The 15029-nt window shown below is 58.3% G+C and carries 15 protein-coding genes; 7 read left to right on the top strand and 8 right to left on the bottom strand.

Annotated elements, in window-relative coordinates; genetic code table 11:
* Window positions 1-70: 70 nt before the first annotated feature.
* On the top strand, window positions 71-1621 hold the full coding sequence (locus PFEN_RS25450; RefSeq protein WP_191489371.1) for a phosphoenolpyruvate carboxykinase: 1551 nt from the start codon (window positions 71-73) through the stop codon (window positions 1619-1621).
* Window positions 1622-2383: 762 nt separating this feature from the next.
* On the opposite strand, the gene PFEN_RS25455 is transcribed toward PFEN_RS25450, so the two are convergent.
* The 5 genes from PFEN_RS25455 to PFEN_RS25475 form a co-directional block, all read right to left on the bottom strand.
* Window positions 2384-2557: an AbrB/MazE/SpoVT family DNA-binding domain-containing protein gene (locus PFEN_RS25455; protein ID WP_412071479.1), complete on the bottom strand. Its 174-nt coding sequence runs from the start codon at window positions 2555-2557 to the stop codon at window positions 2384-2386.
* 178 nt (window positions 2558-2735) lie between these two features.
* The gene (locus PFEN_RS31675) at window positions 2736-2870 is read right to left on the bottom strand and encodes a type II toxin-antitoxin system RelE/ParE family toxin (RefSeq protein WP_412071480.1); all 135 of its coding nucleotides are present in this window, start codon (window positions 2868-2870) and stop codon (window positions 2736-2738) included.
* An 82-nt stretch (window positions 2871-2952) separates the two neighbouring features.
* Window positions 2953-3399 carry a hypothetical protein gene (locus PFEN_RS25465; RefSeq protein ID WP_191489372.1) on the bottom strand — a complete coding sequence of 149 codons (447 nt, stop codon included), beginning with the start codon at window positions 3397-3399 and terminating at the stop codon, window positions 2953-2955.
* Between the two features lie 115 nt (window positions 3400-3514).
* Window positions 3515-3802 carry a hypothetical protein gene (locus tag PFEN_RS25470; protein ID WP_191489373.1) on the bottom strand — a complete coding sequence of 96 codons (288 nt, stop codon included), beginning with the start codon at window positions 3800-3802 and terminating at the stop codon, window positions 3515-3517.
* A gap of 473 nt (window positions 3803-4275) precedes the next feature.
* Window positions 4276-5037 carry a hypothetical protein gene (locus PFEN_RS25475; protein ID WP_191489374.1) on the bottom strand — a complete coding sequence of 254 codons (762 nt, stop codon included), beginning with the start codon at window positions 5035-5037 and terminating at the stop codon, window positions 4276-4278.
* A gap of 230 nt (window positions 5038-5267) precedes the next feature.
* On the opposite strand from PFEN_RS25475, the gene PFEN_RS25480 reads away from it, so the two are divergent.
* Both PFEN_RS25480 and PFEN_RS25485 read left to right on the top strand, forming a co-directional pair.
* A complete protein-coding gene (locus PFEN_RS25480) occupies window positions 5268-6443 on the top strand; it encodes a tetratricopeptide repeat protein (protein WP_191489375.1) in 1176 nt (391 codons plus the stop codon).
* Between the two features lie 308 nt (window positions 6444-6751).
* Window positions 6752-8704, top strand: coding sequence for an ATP-dependent DNA helicase RecQ (locus PFEN_RS25485; RefSeq protein ID WP_191489376.1), 1953 nt, complete (start codon window positions 6752-6754; stop codon window positions 8702-8704).
* 109 nt (window positions 8705-8813) lie between these two features.
* Here the strand turns inward: PFEN_RS25485 and PFEN_RS25490 are convergent, their stop codons facing one another.
* The gene (locus tag PFEN_RS25490; RefSeq protein WP_191489377.1) at window positions 8814-9572 is read right to left on the bottom strand and encodes a DUF2059 domain-containing protein; all 759 of its coding nucleotides are present in this window, start codon (window positions 9570-9572) and stop codon (window positions 8814-8816) included.
* A 108-nt stretch (window positions 9573-9680) separates the two neighbouring features.
* On the opposite strand from PFEN_RS25490, the gene PFEN_RS25495 reads away from it, so the two are divergent.
* On the top strand, window positions 9681-10316 hold the full coding sequence (locus PFEN_RS25495) for a 2OG-Fe(II) oxygenase (RefSeq protein WP_191489378.1): 636 nt from the start codon (window positions 9681-9683) through the stop codon (window positions 10314-10316).
* Complete coding sequence (locus PFEN_RS25500) at window positions 10313-10813, top strand: DUF523 domain-containing protein (RefSeq protein ID WP_191489379.1); 501 nt, start codon at window positions 10313-10315, stop codon at window positions 10811-10813. The genes PFEN_RS25495 and PFEN_RS25500 overlap by 4 nt, the downstream gene beginning before the upstream one ends.
* A 117-nt stretch (window positions 10814-10930) precedes the next feature.
* Here the strand turns inward: PFEN_RS25500 and PFEN_RS25505 are convergent, their stop codons facing one another.
* Window positions 10931-11530: a transporter substrate-binding domain-containing protein gene (locus tag PFEN_RS25505; protein ID WP_191489380.1), complete on the bottom strand. Its 600-nt coding sequence runs from the start codon at window positions 11528-11530 to the stop codon at window positions 10931-10933.
* Between the two features lie 136 nt (window positions 11531-11666).
* On the opposite strand from PFEN_RS25505, the gene PFEN_RS25510 reads away from it, so the two are divergent.
* Window positions 11667-12107: a DUF4399 domain-containing protein gene (locus tag PFEN_RS25510; RefSeq protein WP_191489381.1), complete on the top strand. Its 441-nt coding sequence runs from the start codon at window positions 11667-11669 to the stop codon at window positions 12105-12107.
* A 63-nt stretch (window positions 12108-12170) separates the two neighbouring features.
* Here the strand turns inward: PFEN_RS25510 and serA are convergent, their stop codons facing one another.
* On the bottom strand, window positions 12171-13400 hold the full coding sequence (gene serA, locus PFEN_RS25515; protein WP_191489382.1) for a phosphoglycerate dehydrogenase: 1230 nt from the start codon (window positions 13398-13400) through the stop codon (window positions 12171-12173).
* A gap of 202 nt (window positions 13401-13602) precedes the next feature.
* Here serA and PFEN_RS25520 point away from each other — a divergent pair, with 202 nt between their 5' ends.
* Window positions 13603-14997: an FAD-binding oxidoreductase gene (locus PFEN_RS25520; protein WP_191489383.1), complete on the top strand. Its 1395-nt coding sequence runs from the start codon at window positions 13603-13605 to the stop codon at window positions 14995-14997.
* Window positions 14998-15029: the final 32 nt, after the last annotated feature.

Below are 15029 nucleotides of genomic sequence, written 5' to 3' on the forward strand. Positions count from 1 at the left end.
GCGGTAGTAGTGCGCGACTTTCTACTACAAAACGTTTGGAGCACTCGGCCATTGGCCGACGGGGAATCTCATGACGCAAGCAAACAATGCCGTGTACACCGATCTGAGTGTTGACGATCTGGTAAAAGAAGCCCTGGCTCGTGGTGAAGGCGAACTCGCCGACACCGGCGCGCTGGTCGTGCGCACTGGTCACCGTACCGGTCGTTCGCCGGTCGACCGTTTTATCGTTGAAGAGCCGTCCACCCAGGCCGAGATTGCCTGGGGCCCGATCAACCGCAAGTTCCCGGCCGACAAGTTCGATGCCCTGTGGAACCGTGTCGAAGCCTTTGTCGGCGAGCGCGATCGTTTTGTTTCTCATGTGCATGTAGGTTCCGACCCGGCGCACTACCTGCCGGTCAAGATGACCACCGGTACCGCCTGGCACAACCTGTTCGGTCGTTGCCTGTTCATCAACCCGGAAGCCGGCCAATACAACGCGGGTGGCAAGGACGAGTGGCAGATCCTCAACGTGCCTGAGTTCGAGTGCGTGCCAGAGCGTGACGGCACCAACTCCGACGGTACCGTGATCCTCAACTTCGCGGCCAAGAAAGTCCTGATCGCCGGCATGCGTTACGCCGGTGAGATGAAAAAAGCCCTGTTCTCGGTGCAGAACTTCCTGCTGCCAGCGGTCGACGTGCTGCCAATGCACTGCGCGGCGAACATGGGCGAAGACGGCGATGTGACCCTGTTCTTCGGTCTGTCGGGCACCGGCAAGACCACCCTGTCGGCTGACGAAAGCCGTTACCTGATCGGTGACGACGAACACGGTTGGGGCGTGGGCGTGGTGTTCAACATCGAAGGCGGTTGCTATGCCAAGTGCATCGACCTGTCCGAGAAGAACGAGCCGGTGATCTGGAAAGCCATCCAGCACGGCGCCGTGCTGGAAAACGTCGTGATCGACCCAGTGACCAAGAAGGCCGACTACGCCGACGATAGCCTGACCCAGAACAGCCGTGCGGCCTATCCGCGTGAACTGATCGAAAAACGCGCACCGAAAAACCTCGGTGGCGAGCCGAACGCCGTGATCTTCCTGACTTGCGACCTGACCGGCGTACTGCCACCGGTGTCGATCCTCAGCGAAGAACAGGCGGCTTACCACTTCCTGTCCGGCTACACCGCACTGGTGGGCTCGACCGAAATGGGTTCGGGCGCCGGCATCAAGTCGACCTTCTCCACCTGCTTCGGCGCACCGTTCTTCCCGCGTCCGGCTGGCGAATACGCTGAACTGCTGATCAAGCGCATCCGTGGTTTCGGTTCGAAGGTCTACCTGGTCAACACCGGCTGGACCGGCGGTGGCTATGGCGTTGGCAAGCGTTTCAACATCCCGACCACTCGTGGCGTGATTGCGGCGATCCAGAGCGGTGCGTTGATTGGCGCGAAAACCGAGCACCTGGACACCATCAACCTGGACGTGCCATTGGCCGTGCCGGGCGTCGAGACCGGCCTGTTGAACCCACGTAACACCTGGGCCGACAAGGCTGCCTACGATGCAGCGGCGAAAGCGCTGGCGGGTCTGTTCATCGAGAACTTCAAGAAGTTCGACGTGAGCGACGCGATCAAGGCGGCTGGGCCGAAGCTGTAATCGAGCTTGGTTATCTGACTCAAGAAAACCGCCCTTCGGGGCGGTTTTTATTTTTGGTAGTATTTATTTGCTGGATTTATAACGTCAATTATTTTCTCTTTCTCATATTTGAGGGGTTCGATATTTTGTAGCATGCTGAGTTTCTTATAATGAAAATTACACTTTCTTCACTGGCATTTTCAGGGATGTATTTACCGAGTTTTTCTATGGCTGACTTGGGTATTCCGTACTCACCTAGCACAAGCCATTAGTAACCTCCCTTCCTAACTCGAATTGAGCTCGGTCGCGCAAGTACCGCAGCGTTTTGTTTCTGGTGAGGCTTTCGGAATTGAGCTTCAACTGACGAGTTAGCAGGTAGGTATACAAGACAGCAGATCTCAGTAGTATGAGATATACCTTATAATAATATTGATTTGTTGTGCGTTAGTACTTCGTGTGTCTTTCAGATAAGGCTTTCGATATTAAAAGAAATAACCTACAAGGGGCATTCCTTACCCTCAGATACACGAAAGCCCGCTCGATGAATCGATGCGGGCCTCGGAAGGTGGGCAAATGGTTAGCCAGATGCGTTGTGGGGATGTTTTCAGTTTTTCAAGTTTGGCGCAACAAACGGAAATCCTATTTTTGTATTAAATTTTTGCAGCGCAGCTGAGGTCGTTGGGTTCGGGGCACCTATATGATTAATGAGCAATTGCGGTGTCGAGCATATAGATGGTTAAAAATTGAACCTGTCTTCATCTCTGATGATGTCAGGGCGCTCCTCTAGAAAACCAGCGCTGGCAGCGGACAGCTTTGCCAGCTGGGGCGTACGGGGCAGAGGGTGATCATATCGCCATTGCGCGTAATTTCTAGTTCCTCTACACCTTCGTAAACGATGTCATTTGGCAAACGAACCACTTGGGTTTTGCCAATCTTGAAAATTGAAACTGTGCTCATAGTGCCACTCCTACATATGCTTGGGCTATGCGGCCTAACATATGCCTTTTGCACAGGCATGGTAGCCTGCTTGAGTGTTGTCTGAAATGCCCCTGACTACTGTCAGAAGAGGATTTATTCTGCTGTGAAAGAAATTTTTACTAAGTGTATTACTTGGCGTTTAATTGTTGTCCTGGAATCAAGGCCGTTTTTGCCTGGCATGCATTACCCGGAGTATTTCTATACTGCTATTAGTGATGCTGTACACCATTACATAGTTGGGAAGGACGACGATCTCTCTTGTTCCTGCCAGTCGTCCTTTTTTGTAAAGCATGGGGCGGCATCAAGATTATCTTGTCCTACGTGTCCCATGATGGTTTCTCGGTCAGTAAGCGCCATTGGACGCCATACAACCTTCACCCGTGAGCCCTTTTCCGCAACGTTTCACGTTTGACGGCAAACAACTGTCGAGCATTTTCATCGGAAATGCTGGGACGAGGGTCATCGATGCTGGCTTGGACCTGAGCCTTGAACCACTCGTCATAGGCTGCGGCTTCATGGACCTGTTTCAGCGCTGCTGAACGGTCTGGACGGCCGTAAGTCTTGACTGTGAGCGGGTCATAACTCGATGCGTCTACATCGAAGTGATTGATACCGACGCCCTGAAGATAGGCCACGAGCGTCTCGAATTTTTTGAACAACCGCACCTGCCGGCTACGTTGAGCTGTCAACGTATGATCGAGCGCTCCGTAAGTCACTTGGACTTCCCAGCCGCCTTGTTGCCCAACGATATGGGCGGCGCTAACCGAGCCAGTTTCCACCAGGCGGGTCAGGGTGCTGTGATCAATGGTTTCCGTTGTCATAGGTCACCTCTGTGTTGGTTTATCAGGATATGACGTCATGCTACGCAATCAATAATAGATTGCAATCCCCTGGCTTTCCCACGCGACGCGTGGGAAAGGTCTGAATGGAGAAGGCTTAGTTGTCTTGCCTGCTCAATGCCATCGTCCGTTGCTGAACCAACTGCAACAGATCGCAGCCTTCACGCACCAACAGGTACGCGGCATTGGTGACGTGGGTGAAGTCTTTGTCGCAGGTGTTGACGAGGCTCACGCACGTCATGGTTTCCAGCAGGTCGCTGGCGGCCTGAAGGCGTAGGTAGGCGCTGGTTTGCAGATCGTCGAGGCTGGCGTTGGTGTCGATGAGCAGGACGGGGATTGTGGTGAAATTGGTGCTGAGAGGGATATAGCGATTTTGAGTATTCATAGGTATGCGCTCTGATGAGTTCCATTGATCCGCCCTCATCGTGACCAAGCGACGGGTGGCGGACTGTGCGCAGGTTGGTCAACCGGCAGAGCGCACCGGCACACCCGAAGGTGTCCTGCACACAGCCGCCATGAAGCGTGCCGACACGAAACGCGCCTGCAACATCCACTGTGGCGCTAGTGCGCACTCTGACAGGTGACCAAACCCGGTCGCTGAATTGGCAGCGACGGGGCGAACTATAGGAGGCTTCGGCGGGGCAGCGCAAGGCGTGGCGATCTGCTCTCAATATGATGTAATCGGAAGCATTTTTCGCATTGACAGTGCTTGTTGCGCTTGAGCGAGTTGTCCACAGTCCATGAACCGTGGACAAACGCCAAAATGTGTCCGCTCAAACGCAATATAAAAATAATGTGTGCTTGTTTCGGGTCAGCTGAATTGGCATCGACAGATACGGCTCGGCAGGAGCGTCGGATTTACCCCTCCGCGCTATAGGTCTTCATCGCCGTGCAATAGCGCACCTGCATCCCTTTGCTTTTCTCATCCTGGTCGCGGTCCCAGCGCTTGCCCCATTCGCCGCACTGCTCCTTGAAAAACACCTCCGCCGACTTGCGACATTCGCGGTGTTCGGTGCTGTTGGCGAGGAAGTTGCCGCAGACACTGGCGTTGTCGATAACGTTGTTGAAAATCCGCCATTTCGCCTGATAGCGGTTGCGACCGTCCCATTCGCGAATGTTGACCGTGGCGATTTCGAACGGGCGCGTCTGCCTGGCTTCGGGGGCATTCAATTCGGCCTGGTAGCCGGCCAGGTAGCTGGCGGACACCAGACCCTGCGCCTTAGGGGCTGGTGCCGGGGCGGGTGCTGCCGCTGGTGCCTGGGGCTGTACCACGACCACCACTTGCGGTGCAGGCGCCGGAAAGAGTTTGGCGGTGGGCTCCGGATGCGCTTGCACCGGCTCTACTGGCTCCATAGGCGCTTCGGATGTTTCAGTCGGCAGTGGCTCAGCCGCTGGTAGTGGCGCAATAGGGATCGGGTGGCTGCTGCGGTTGACCGCCATGTAGCCAAGCATACCCACCAGTATCAGCACCAATACCCACATTCCATAGGATTTGGGCTGCACAGGGCGCGGAACTTTCTGTTTGGCCGGGTGCGATCCTAGTACCACGTCGAAATGTTCGGGGTGCAGACGTTTGAAACGGATGACGCCATCGTCATCTTCTTGCTCTGGGTGATGCATGTCGCCGCTGCCTTCCTTGGTGAGTAAGCGGGTTATCGGCGCTTTCTCATGGGCTTTGAGGGGGATTGCGGATTAAATCGTCAAACGGCTATTGGCGAGTCACGACGGGTCCACAAAAATGAAATTTTCCTTATAAAAAGCAGACGCATCAGGCAAAAAATCGGTATGTTTCCCTCCAAATTTGAGGGTGCCATCCGGTGCTCGAATTTTCCACTTAAAGGGAGTTAAGTATGTATTTGCTTCGCATGGCTTCGGTACTGTCGTTGTGTGCCGCCGCCTGGTCGGTCCAGGCCGGGCAATTGCCCATCGAAGTCCTCAGTGCGGTGGTCAAGGATCAGAAGATCGCCGACGCCGAAGTGCTGTTGCAGCGCAACGGCGAGCAGAACGTGGTCGGCAAGACCAACGCCCAGGGCCAGGTGGTCCTCGAGGCCAACTTCGCCGACGATGCCAGCAATCTGCTGATCATCAAGAAGGCCGGTTATTCCAATCTGGTGGTCAAGTGTCCCTGCAAGGACATGACCTATGCCGTCAGCCCGGTGATGCAGAGCCTCGACGGCCTGCGCGTGGTGCTGACCTGGGGCAAGACCCCGGCGGACCTCGACTCGCATATGATTTTCCCCGGCAACAACATCTACTTCGAACAGCAGAAGGGCACCGATGCCGAGCTGGATGTGGATGACACCGACAGCTATGGTCCGGAAACCATCACCCTGCAGAAGAAGCACTACGGCGAAAGCTATGTGTATGCGGTACATGATTACACCAACGCTGGCAATCCGAGCTCTCGGCAGTTGTCCAACAGCCAGGCCACGGTGTTTGTGTACATGGGCCAGTCGCTGGTCCGTACCTATTACGTTCCTGTCAATCGCAGCGGTAACCTGTGGACCGTGTTCCGCATGACCGGCAACGGTGATTTCCAGGACATCAACACCTTCAGTGGCGTGACCGTGGACGCCAAGGATGTGTTGAACGAAGTTTCGCCACTGCTTGACGACAAGGTCGCGGTCGCCGAAGTGGCGGTCAGTTCGACGGCGCAGATCGATGCGAAGGCGCTGAATGTGAAAGGCGAGGCAGCTTACAAGGCCGGTAATCTGGAGCAGGCGATTGCCTTCTTCCGTCAGGCCATCGATCTGAACAACAGCTTCGGCCAGGCTTATAGCAACCTCGGTCTGGCGTATCAGAAGGCCGGTAATACCGCTGAAGCCATTTGGGCCGACCGCAAGGCCGTTGCCCTGGCATCCGGCAGCTCGGCCAATACTGTTCGCGCCGGTTCCTACTACAACATTGCCCGTATCTACGAAGATGCCGGACAGTTCTCCGATGCCCTGCGTCACTACGAGTTGGCCAAGGAACAGAAGGCCAATCCGGTGTACGACACGGCGATCGAGCGAGTCAAAAATCGCTGAATCGTAAACTGATCCAACCCCACAACGCGCCCTGACTGGCGCGTTGTTCGTTTCTGGAGACCGTTACAGGGTCGTTGCGTTGGCCGGAAAACCCTGTGCATACCTTGGTCGTCGTGGTTGAGGTAATCGATATTTCCACAGGGGCGCATCCGCGGATTTGTATCCGGGTATTGGTCGCTATCCCGCAATCATGGCCTGCTTTGCGCTAGTCTGGCGCGCCGTAGCAGTTTGTAATGCTTGCCTCGGACCTTTTCTCGCCCGACCGCCTAGGGTTTGTTTATCCACAGCGGTCAACGGAGTGACAGCTTATGCACGACACCCTCCTGCGGGTTTTTGGTTATCCACAGTTCCGCGCCGGCCAGGAAGCGGCGGTCAGCGCGGTATTGGCCGGGCGTTCGGCGGCGGCGATCTTTCCCACCGGTTCCGGCAAGTCCTTGTGTTATCAACTGCCGGCGCTGCTCCTGCCGCACCTGACGCTGGTGGTGTCGCCATTGTTGGCGCTGATGCAGGACCAGTTGGCCTTCCTGCAACGCCACGGCATCGCGGCGGCGAGCATCGACTCGGCGCAGAGCCGCGATGAAGCCAATGCGGTGATGGCCCGGGCCCGTTCCGGCGAGCTGAAGATCCTGATGATTTCCGTGGAGCGCCTGAAGAACGAGCGCTTCCGCAATTTTCTCCAACAGGTGCGGATTTCCCTGCTGGTGGTGGACGAGGCGCACTGTATCTCCGAGTGGGGCCACAATTTCCGTCCGGACTACCTGAAGCTACCGGACTATCAGCGCCAGTTCCGCATTCCCCAGGCCTTGCTGTTGACCGCCACCGCCACGCCGAAAGTGATCGCCGACATGCAGGCCAAGTTCGCCATTGCGCCGGGCGATGTGATCACCACCGGTTTCTATCGACCGAACCTGAACCTGTTGGTGGAGTCGGTCGGCGGCCAGGACAAGCAGCGCCGGCTGGTGGAATGGCTGGGCGGGCGCCTCGGGCAGCCGAGCATCGTCTACGTCACCTTGCAGAAAACCGCCGAGCAGATCGCCCAGCACCTGAGCCGCAACGCTATCCCGGCCACGGCCTATCACGCCGGCCTGCCCCATGAGCAGCGGGAGGCGATCCAGAAGCAGTTCATGGCCGGGCAGTTGAACTGCATCGTCGCCACCATCGCCTTCGGCATGGGTATCGACAAGGCCGATATCCGCAATGTGGTGCATTTCGACCTGCCCAAGTCCATCGAGAACTATAGCCAGGAAATCGGCCGGGCCGGGCGCGACGGCCAGCCTTCCGATTGCCTGGTGCTGGCCAACCGCGACAGCCTCAATGTGCTGGAGAACTTCGTCTATGGCGACACGCCGGAACTGGAGGGGATTCGGCGGGTGCTGGATGAGCTCAAGGGGACGATTCCAGACGGGCAGTGGGAGTTCCTGCTCGGGCCCTTGGCGGACCAGAGCAATATCCGCCAACTGCCGCTCAAGACCTTGTTGGTCCAGTTGGAGCTGCGTGGCTTGATCGCGCCGCGCTATGCCTATTTTGCCGAATACCGTTTCAAGTTCCTGGTGGAACCCGAGGAGTTGCTGGCGAAGTTCGAGGGGGAGCGACGCGACTTTGTCTCGGCGATTATCCAGACCTCCAATCGTGCCCGGACCTGGTCCACGGTGAATTTCGACGCCCTCTATCAACAGCATCAGGCCGAGCGCGGGCGGGTGGTGAAAGCGTTGGACTTCTTCCAGGAACGACGCTGGATCGAGCTGGAAAGCAAGCAGATGACCGAGGTCTACAGCTTGTCGATCAGCGACTTCGATCCCCATGCCCTGAGCCTGGAGCTGTACGCTTATTTTGCGCAGCATGAGGTCAGCGAGATTGCGCGGATTCACGCGATGCTGGCGTTGTTTGCGACCGAACAATGCCTGGGCTATCGGCTGGCCCGCTATTTCGGCGATGAGCAGGCGCCTGAACGGTGCGGGCATTGTTCGGTGTGTCACGGGCAAGTGGCCTGCCTGCCGGAGCCGCCAGCGTTGCCCGCGCTTGATCAGCGTGATTTTCCGGGGCTTTGCAGTGGATTTATCCACAGGCACCAGGAGCACAATGGGCACGCACCGAGTGCGGAGTGCCTGACGCGTTTCTTGTGCGGTATCAGTGTGCCGTTGTTCACGAAGTTGAAGGCGAGGGCGTTGCCGGGTTTTTCGGCGTTGGAAGCCTATCCCTATGCGGATGTGCGGGAATGGGTCGCGGCGTGGTCCCTTGAGGGGCAGGCACAAATCGCGTAGGCCTGGCATGTACCGAGTTCATTTTGAGCGCGGTATCTCTGTAGGAGCCAGCTTGCTGGCAATGGCGATATCACATTCACCGCTGTCATCACTGGCGACCGAGGGCTTTTCAGTTGTTCGGTTGTGACTGTGTCAGGTTCTGACCCACCGCCAGCCCCGCGCGGATCGCTGCCAGCGCGGCCTGGTAGTAGGCCTTGCCCTCCGGCGACTCGGCAAAGGTGGAGAACTCCTCCAGCTCCGGGTCGGACAGGCCACGATAGACATAGAGCAAGGTATTATCCAGGTCGTTGCCGATCTGTTGCATCAAGCGCTGGCGCTGGCCGTCCAGCATCCCTTGTGCCGCGCCGCCGCCCAGCAGACCGGGAATCATCGAGCTCAGGCTGTCGGCCGCCACGCCGGCGATGGCCAGGGTGACTTCGGCCCCGGCCTCGCGCGCCGGCAGGGCCCGGCCCAGGTGGTTGATCAACAGGCGCCGGGTGGCGCTGGCTTCGATATGTGGCAGGCCCTGGGCATTCTTGGCCAATTGGTCGCGCCGGGTAGCGAGCAGTTCGGCGGAGACGATCTTGCGTCCCAGCGGCGATTGGAAGAACGTCAGGGCCGGCTTCGGGTTGTCGAGCTTCTGGCGCAACTGGGCCTCGGCCCGCTGGTCCATGGCCTGGGGCGCGAAACGTTGGTTGCTGTTGTTCACCAGTGCGTCATAGACCGCCGGCGGCAGGCTATTGCGATACTTCTGCTGGGCAGCGCTCAGGGCATCATTGAAATGCGCGCGTTGTTCTGGCCAACCGGCGACCCGGTACAACTGGTCGTGGCTGTCTGCCCAGGCGGGCAAGGTGCAGAACATCAACAGCGAAAAAAGCAAACGGCGCATAGGGACTCCTGTCTACAGCCGGCTATTGTCCCGGCGAGCGCTGGACTTGTCGAGAATTCCTGTAAGTCGTTCGAGGGGCTCTGTCGGATTTACGGGCATCTGGATACTATGCGCGACATGCACATACCCTCTGATCATCCACTGCTGTTACGTATCGTCGATGACCTGGCCGCTCACGGCTGGTCGCAGCAGAACATCTTCCTGCCGCAAGCGTTGACCGTTGCGCTGGCCGCCGAGTGTCGTCAGCGCGCCGCCGACGGCGAGCTGGCTCCGGCCGGAGTGGGACGCGGGCCGGCCCAGGAAGTGCGCGAGGCGATTCGCGGCGACCATATCCAGTGGCTGGAACCAGGTCAGGCCGGCCCCTGCGATGAATACCTGGAACTGATGGACAGCTTGCGCGCGGCCCTCAACCGTGGGCTGTTCCTGGGGCTCGTGGATTTCGAAAGCCATTTCGCGCTGTACCCTCCAGGGGCTTTCTATAAAAAGCATGTGGACCGCTTTCGCGATGACGATCGACGGACGGTCTCGGCGGTGCTTTATCTGAATGACGCCTGGTTGCCGGAGCATGGTGGCCAGTTGCGCCTGTACCTGGAAGACAACGTGGAGCGTGACGTGGTTCCGACCGGTGGTTGTCTGGTGGTGTTCCTCTCGGGCGATGTGCCCCATGAAGTGTTGCCGGCGACGCGCGAGCGCCTGTCATTGACCGGCTGGTTTCGTCGTCGCGCAAATGATCCGTTCCCATGAAGCAGAAAATCCTGGTCAGTCGCTGCCTGCTAGGGCATCTCGTACGCTATGACGGCGGGGCCAGTGGGCCTTATGAACAATTGTCCCGTTGGCAGGATGAAGGACGGGTAGTGCCGTTGTGCCCGGAAGTGGCCGGCGGCTTGCCGACACCCCGTGCCGCGGCGGAAATTCCCGGTGGACAGGGCACGCAGGTGTTGGAAGGATTGGCCCGGGTGATCACCCGCGAAGGCGAGGATGTCAGCGAGGCCTTTCTCTCTGGCGCGCGTCAGGCGCTGGAGCTGGTGCGGCGCCATGACATTCGGATCGCGGTGCTCAAGGCCAACAGCCCGTCGTGCGGCAACCGGCTGACCTACGACGGGACCTTCAGCGGGGTGAAGGTTCGTGGCGAAGGGGTGACGGCGGCGTTGTTGCGGCAGGCAGGGGTGCAGGTGTTCAGTGAGTTGGAACTGCCTGAAGCGCTCATCGCCCTGCAGTTTCTGGATATCCCGGCCCTGTAGGAGCAGAGTTTGCTCGCGAAGCTTTCAGCGACCTCAAGACCCTGATCCGCAAGCCCTGCCCCTACAGGTTCCGCTTTGCTTCCAGGACCTGATTTCTGTATTCAGTGCTCTGCCAGCTCACTGCTTCGGCGGCTGGGTCGCATCCATCCCGAACCACTTCTGTGAAAGCGCCGCCAGGCGTCCGTCCGCTTTCAAGCGTTGCAACGCCTTGTCGAGACTGGCCTGGAACGCCGGATTGCCTTTCTGGAACGGAATCGCCAGGGTCACCGTTGGCGCCTCGGACACGTCTTGCGTGACCGCCAGGGAGTTTTCACGCATGGCGAACGGGATCTGCGTCGGCTGCGCTTCCTTGTGCTCGATCAATTGCGCGCTGGTGTAACCATAAGGTTCGCTGAAGTCGTAACGTTTGCGCAGTTCCGCAGTCATAGCCATGTGGTTGATGGCGACATCATATTTGCCGGTTTCGACGCCTTGCAGCAGATCGGTGGCGTCGGTGGGGACGAACGAGGCTTGTACGTCCAGTTCCTTGGCCAGTTGCTCGCCCAGTTCGACTTCGAAGCCGGTCAGGCGACCGTCTTCGCTGAAGCCGAAGGGCCGCATGTCGCCTTCCAGGGCAATGCGCAACTCGCCCCGGTCGTTGACGTCATCAATCAGTTCGGCTTGGACGAAAGGGCTGGCAAAGGGCAGTAAAAGTAATAGGCCAGGCAAAAAGCGCATGGTCGCTCCCGAGTTGAAATACAAATATGTACCGCGCCTTTCAGGCACGTTTTGCTATGTTGTTGTGTGCCTTGGACAACAAATCGCTACGAAGTTGTCATAACCGTACTGAAATTGCGGAAAACTGGAGAAGTTAATGAAAACCTTAGTGTCTCGTGTTGCGTTGGCTACTGTTTTACTGGGTTCTTCGATGCTGGCTGTAGCGGCGGATGTCGTTCCGCGCGTTTCGGCGCCCAAGGACGCCAAAGTCTTTATCGTTTCGCCGAAAAACGGCGCCACGGTCGACAAGACCTTCACGGTCAAGTTCGGCATGAAGGGCCTGGTGCTCAAGCCGGCCGGCGACGAGACGCCGGGCTCCGGTCACCATCACCTGCTGGTCGACCAGAAGGCTCTGCCGGATCCGACCCTGCCGATCCCGGCGACCGACAGCGTGATCCACTACGGCAAGGCCCAGACCGAAACCCAACTGACCCTGACCCCGGGCAAGCACACCTTGCAACTGGTGGCGGGCGACAAGGGCCACATGCAGTTCAATCCGACGGTCGCTTCGAAAGTCATCACCATCAATGTGAAGTAAATCCGCGATAGAAAAAAAGGGAGACCCTCGCAGGCCTCCCTTTTTTCGTCCAGCGCTTGAGGTTTAGAACAGCACGCGGGACCGGATGGTGCCGTTGATGTGTTGCAGCTTCTCTTGCGCCAGGTCCGAGTACTCGGCGTCGACATCGATGACCACGTAGCCAACTTTCTCATTGGTCTGCAGGAACTGGCCGGAGATGTTAATGCCGTTTTCCGCGAAGACCTTGTTGATTTCGCTCATCACACCCGGAATGTTTTCGTGGATGTGCAGCAGGCGGTGCTTGCCAGGGTGAGCCGGCAGGGCCACTTCAGGGAAGTTCACCGACGATACCGAGGTACCGTTGTCGCTGTACTTGACCAGCTTTTCCGCCACTTCCAGGCCGATGTTGGCCTGCGCCTCGGCCGTCGAGCCACCGATGTGCGGGGTCAGGATCACGTTGTCCAGGCCACGCAGCGGGCTTTCGAACTCTTCGTCGTTGGAGCGCGGCTCCACCGGGAAAACATCGATGGCCGCGCCGATCAGGTGCTTGTCCTTGATCGCGTTCGCCAGGGCATCCAGCTCGACCACGGTGCCGCGTGCGGCGTTGATCAGGATCCCGCCCTTCTTGATGGCGCGGATTTCCTTGTCGCCGATCATCCACTGGGTTTCCGCGGTTTCCGGAACGTGCAGGGTGACGATATCGGACATGCCCAGCAGGTCGGTCAGGTTCGAGACCTGGGTGGCGTTGCCCAGTGGCAGCTTGGTCAGGGTGTCGTAGAAGAACACCTGCATGCCCAGGCCTTCGGCCAGGACCGACAGCTGCGTGCCGATCGAGCCGTAACCGATGATCCCCAGCTTCTTGCCGCGGATTTCAAAGGAGTTGGCCGCGCTCTTGATCCAGCCACCGCGATGGCAGGAAGCGTTCTTCTCGGGGATGCCGCGCAGCAACAGGATCGCTTCGGCCAGCACCAGCTCGGCAACGGAGCGGGTGTTGGAGTACGGGGCGTTGAACACGGCGATGCCGCGCTCGCGAGCCGCGTTGAGGTCGACCTGGTTGGTGCCGATGCAGAAACAACCGACAGCGACGAGTTTCTTCGCGTGCTCGAAGATTTCCTCGGTCAGTTGGGTGCGCGAGCGAATGCCGATGAAGTGGGCATCGGCGATCTTTTCCTTCAACTGGGCTTCTGGCAAGGAGCCCGTGAGGTACTCGATATTGACGTACCCGGAGGCCTTGAGGACGTCCACGGCGGATTGGTGGACGCCTTCGAGAAGAAGGAACTTGATCTTGCTCTTATCGAGAGAAGTCTTGCTCATCTGCGTAAACCTGTGTCCCGGAGAAAAATGGCAGGGGAATGGACAGCTTGAGCTGACCGCGCGGCGTGATCGCCGGCACCGCAGATCGGCCTGATAGCACGCTTCTGCGGGGTGCGTATGCTAGCATATGCGACCCGCAAACACTCATTCTGCGACGTGAAGCGTCCTCAGGATGACCATGAATTGTTCGAGAGTTCTGTCGATGACCCATCCTGCCCTGATTGATGAGCTGAAGACCCTGGTTGAGCCTGGCAAGGTCTTGACCGATGCTGACTCCCTGAATGCTTACGGGAAGGATTGGACCAAGCATTTCGCTCCCGCGCCGACGGCCATTGTGTTCCCGAAAACCACCGAGCAGGTCCAGGCCATCGTGCGCTGGGCCAACCAGCACAAGGTCGCGCTGGTGCCATCGGGCGGTCGTACCGGGCTCTCCGCCGCGGCCGTGGCGGCCAACGGTGAAGTGGTGGTGTCGTTCGACTATATGAACCAGGTGCTGGATATCAACCTCACCGATCGTACCGCCGTCTGCCAGCCGGGCGTGGTCACCGAGCACCTGCAAAACGTCGCCGAAGAAAAGGGGCTGTACTATCCAGTGGACTTCGCCTCGGCCGGTTCCAGCCAGATTGGCGGCAATATCGGTACCAATGCCGGCGGGATCAAGGTGATTCGCTACGGTATGACCCGCAATTGGGTGGCCGGCATGAAAGTCGTGACCGGCAAGGGCGATCTGCTGGAACTGAACAAGGACCTGATCAAGAACGCCACCGGCTACGACCTGCGTCAGCTGTTCATCGGTGCCGAGGGTACCCTGGGCTTTGTGGTCGAGGCCACCATGCGCCTGGATCGGGCGCCGCGGAACCTGACCTGCATGGTGCTCGGCACCGCGGATTTCGACTCGATCATGCCGGTGCTGCACGCTTTCCAGGGCAAGCTGGACCTGACTGCCTTCGAGTTTTTCTCCGACAAGGCCCTGGCCAAGGTCCTCGGACGTGGCGACGTGCCGGCACCGTTCGAAACCGATTGCCCGTTCTATGCATTGCTGGAATTCGAGGCGACCACTGAAGAAGTGGCCAACCATGCCCTGGAAACTTTCGAGCACTGTGTCGAGCAGGGCTGGGTGCTGGATGGGGTGATGAGCCAGAGCGAAACCCAGTTGCAGAACCTCTGGAAGTTGCGCGAGTACATCTCCGAAACCATTTCCCACTGGACGCCGTACAAGAACGACATTTCGGTCACGGTGTCGAAAGTGCCGGCTTTCCTCAAGGAAATCGACGCGATCGTCGGTGAACACTATCCCGACTTCGAAATTGTCTGGTTCGGTCACATCGGCGATGGCAACCTGCACCTGAACATCCTCAAGCCGGAAAACCTGAGCAAGGACGAGTTCTTCGCCAAGTGCGCCACCGTCAACAAGTGGGTGTTCGAAACCGTCGAGAAGTACAACGGTTCGATTTCCGCCGAGCACGGCGTGGGCATGACCAAGCGCGATTACCTGACCTACAGCCGTTCCCCGGTTGAAATTGAATACATGAAGGCGGTCAAGGCGGTGTTCGATCCGAACGGGATCATGAACCCGGGCAAGATCTTCGCGGTTTGAACCTGAAGTCACTGATAACAAAGACCAGGAGT

Source organism: Pseudomonas sp. FEN, assembly GCF_904067045.1.
In the GTDB taxonomy this organism is placed as follows: domain Bacteria; phylum Pseudomonadota; class Gammaproteobacteria; order Pseudomonadales; family Pseudomonadaceae; genus Aquipseudomonas.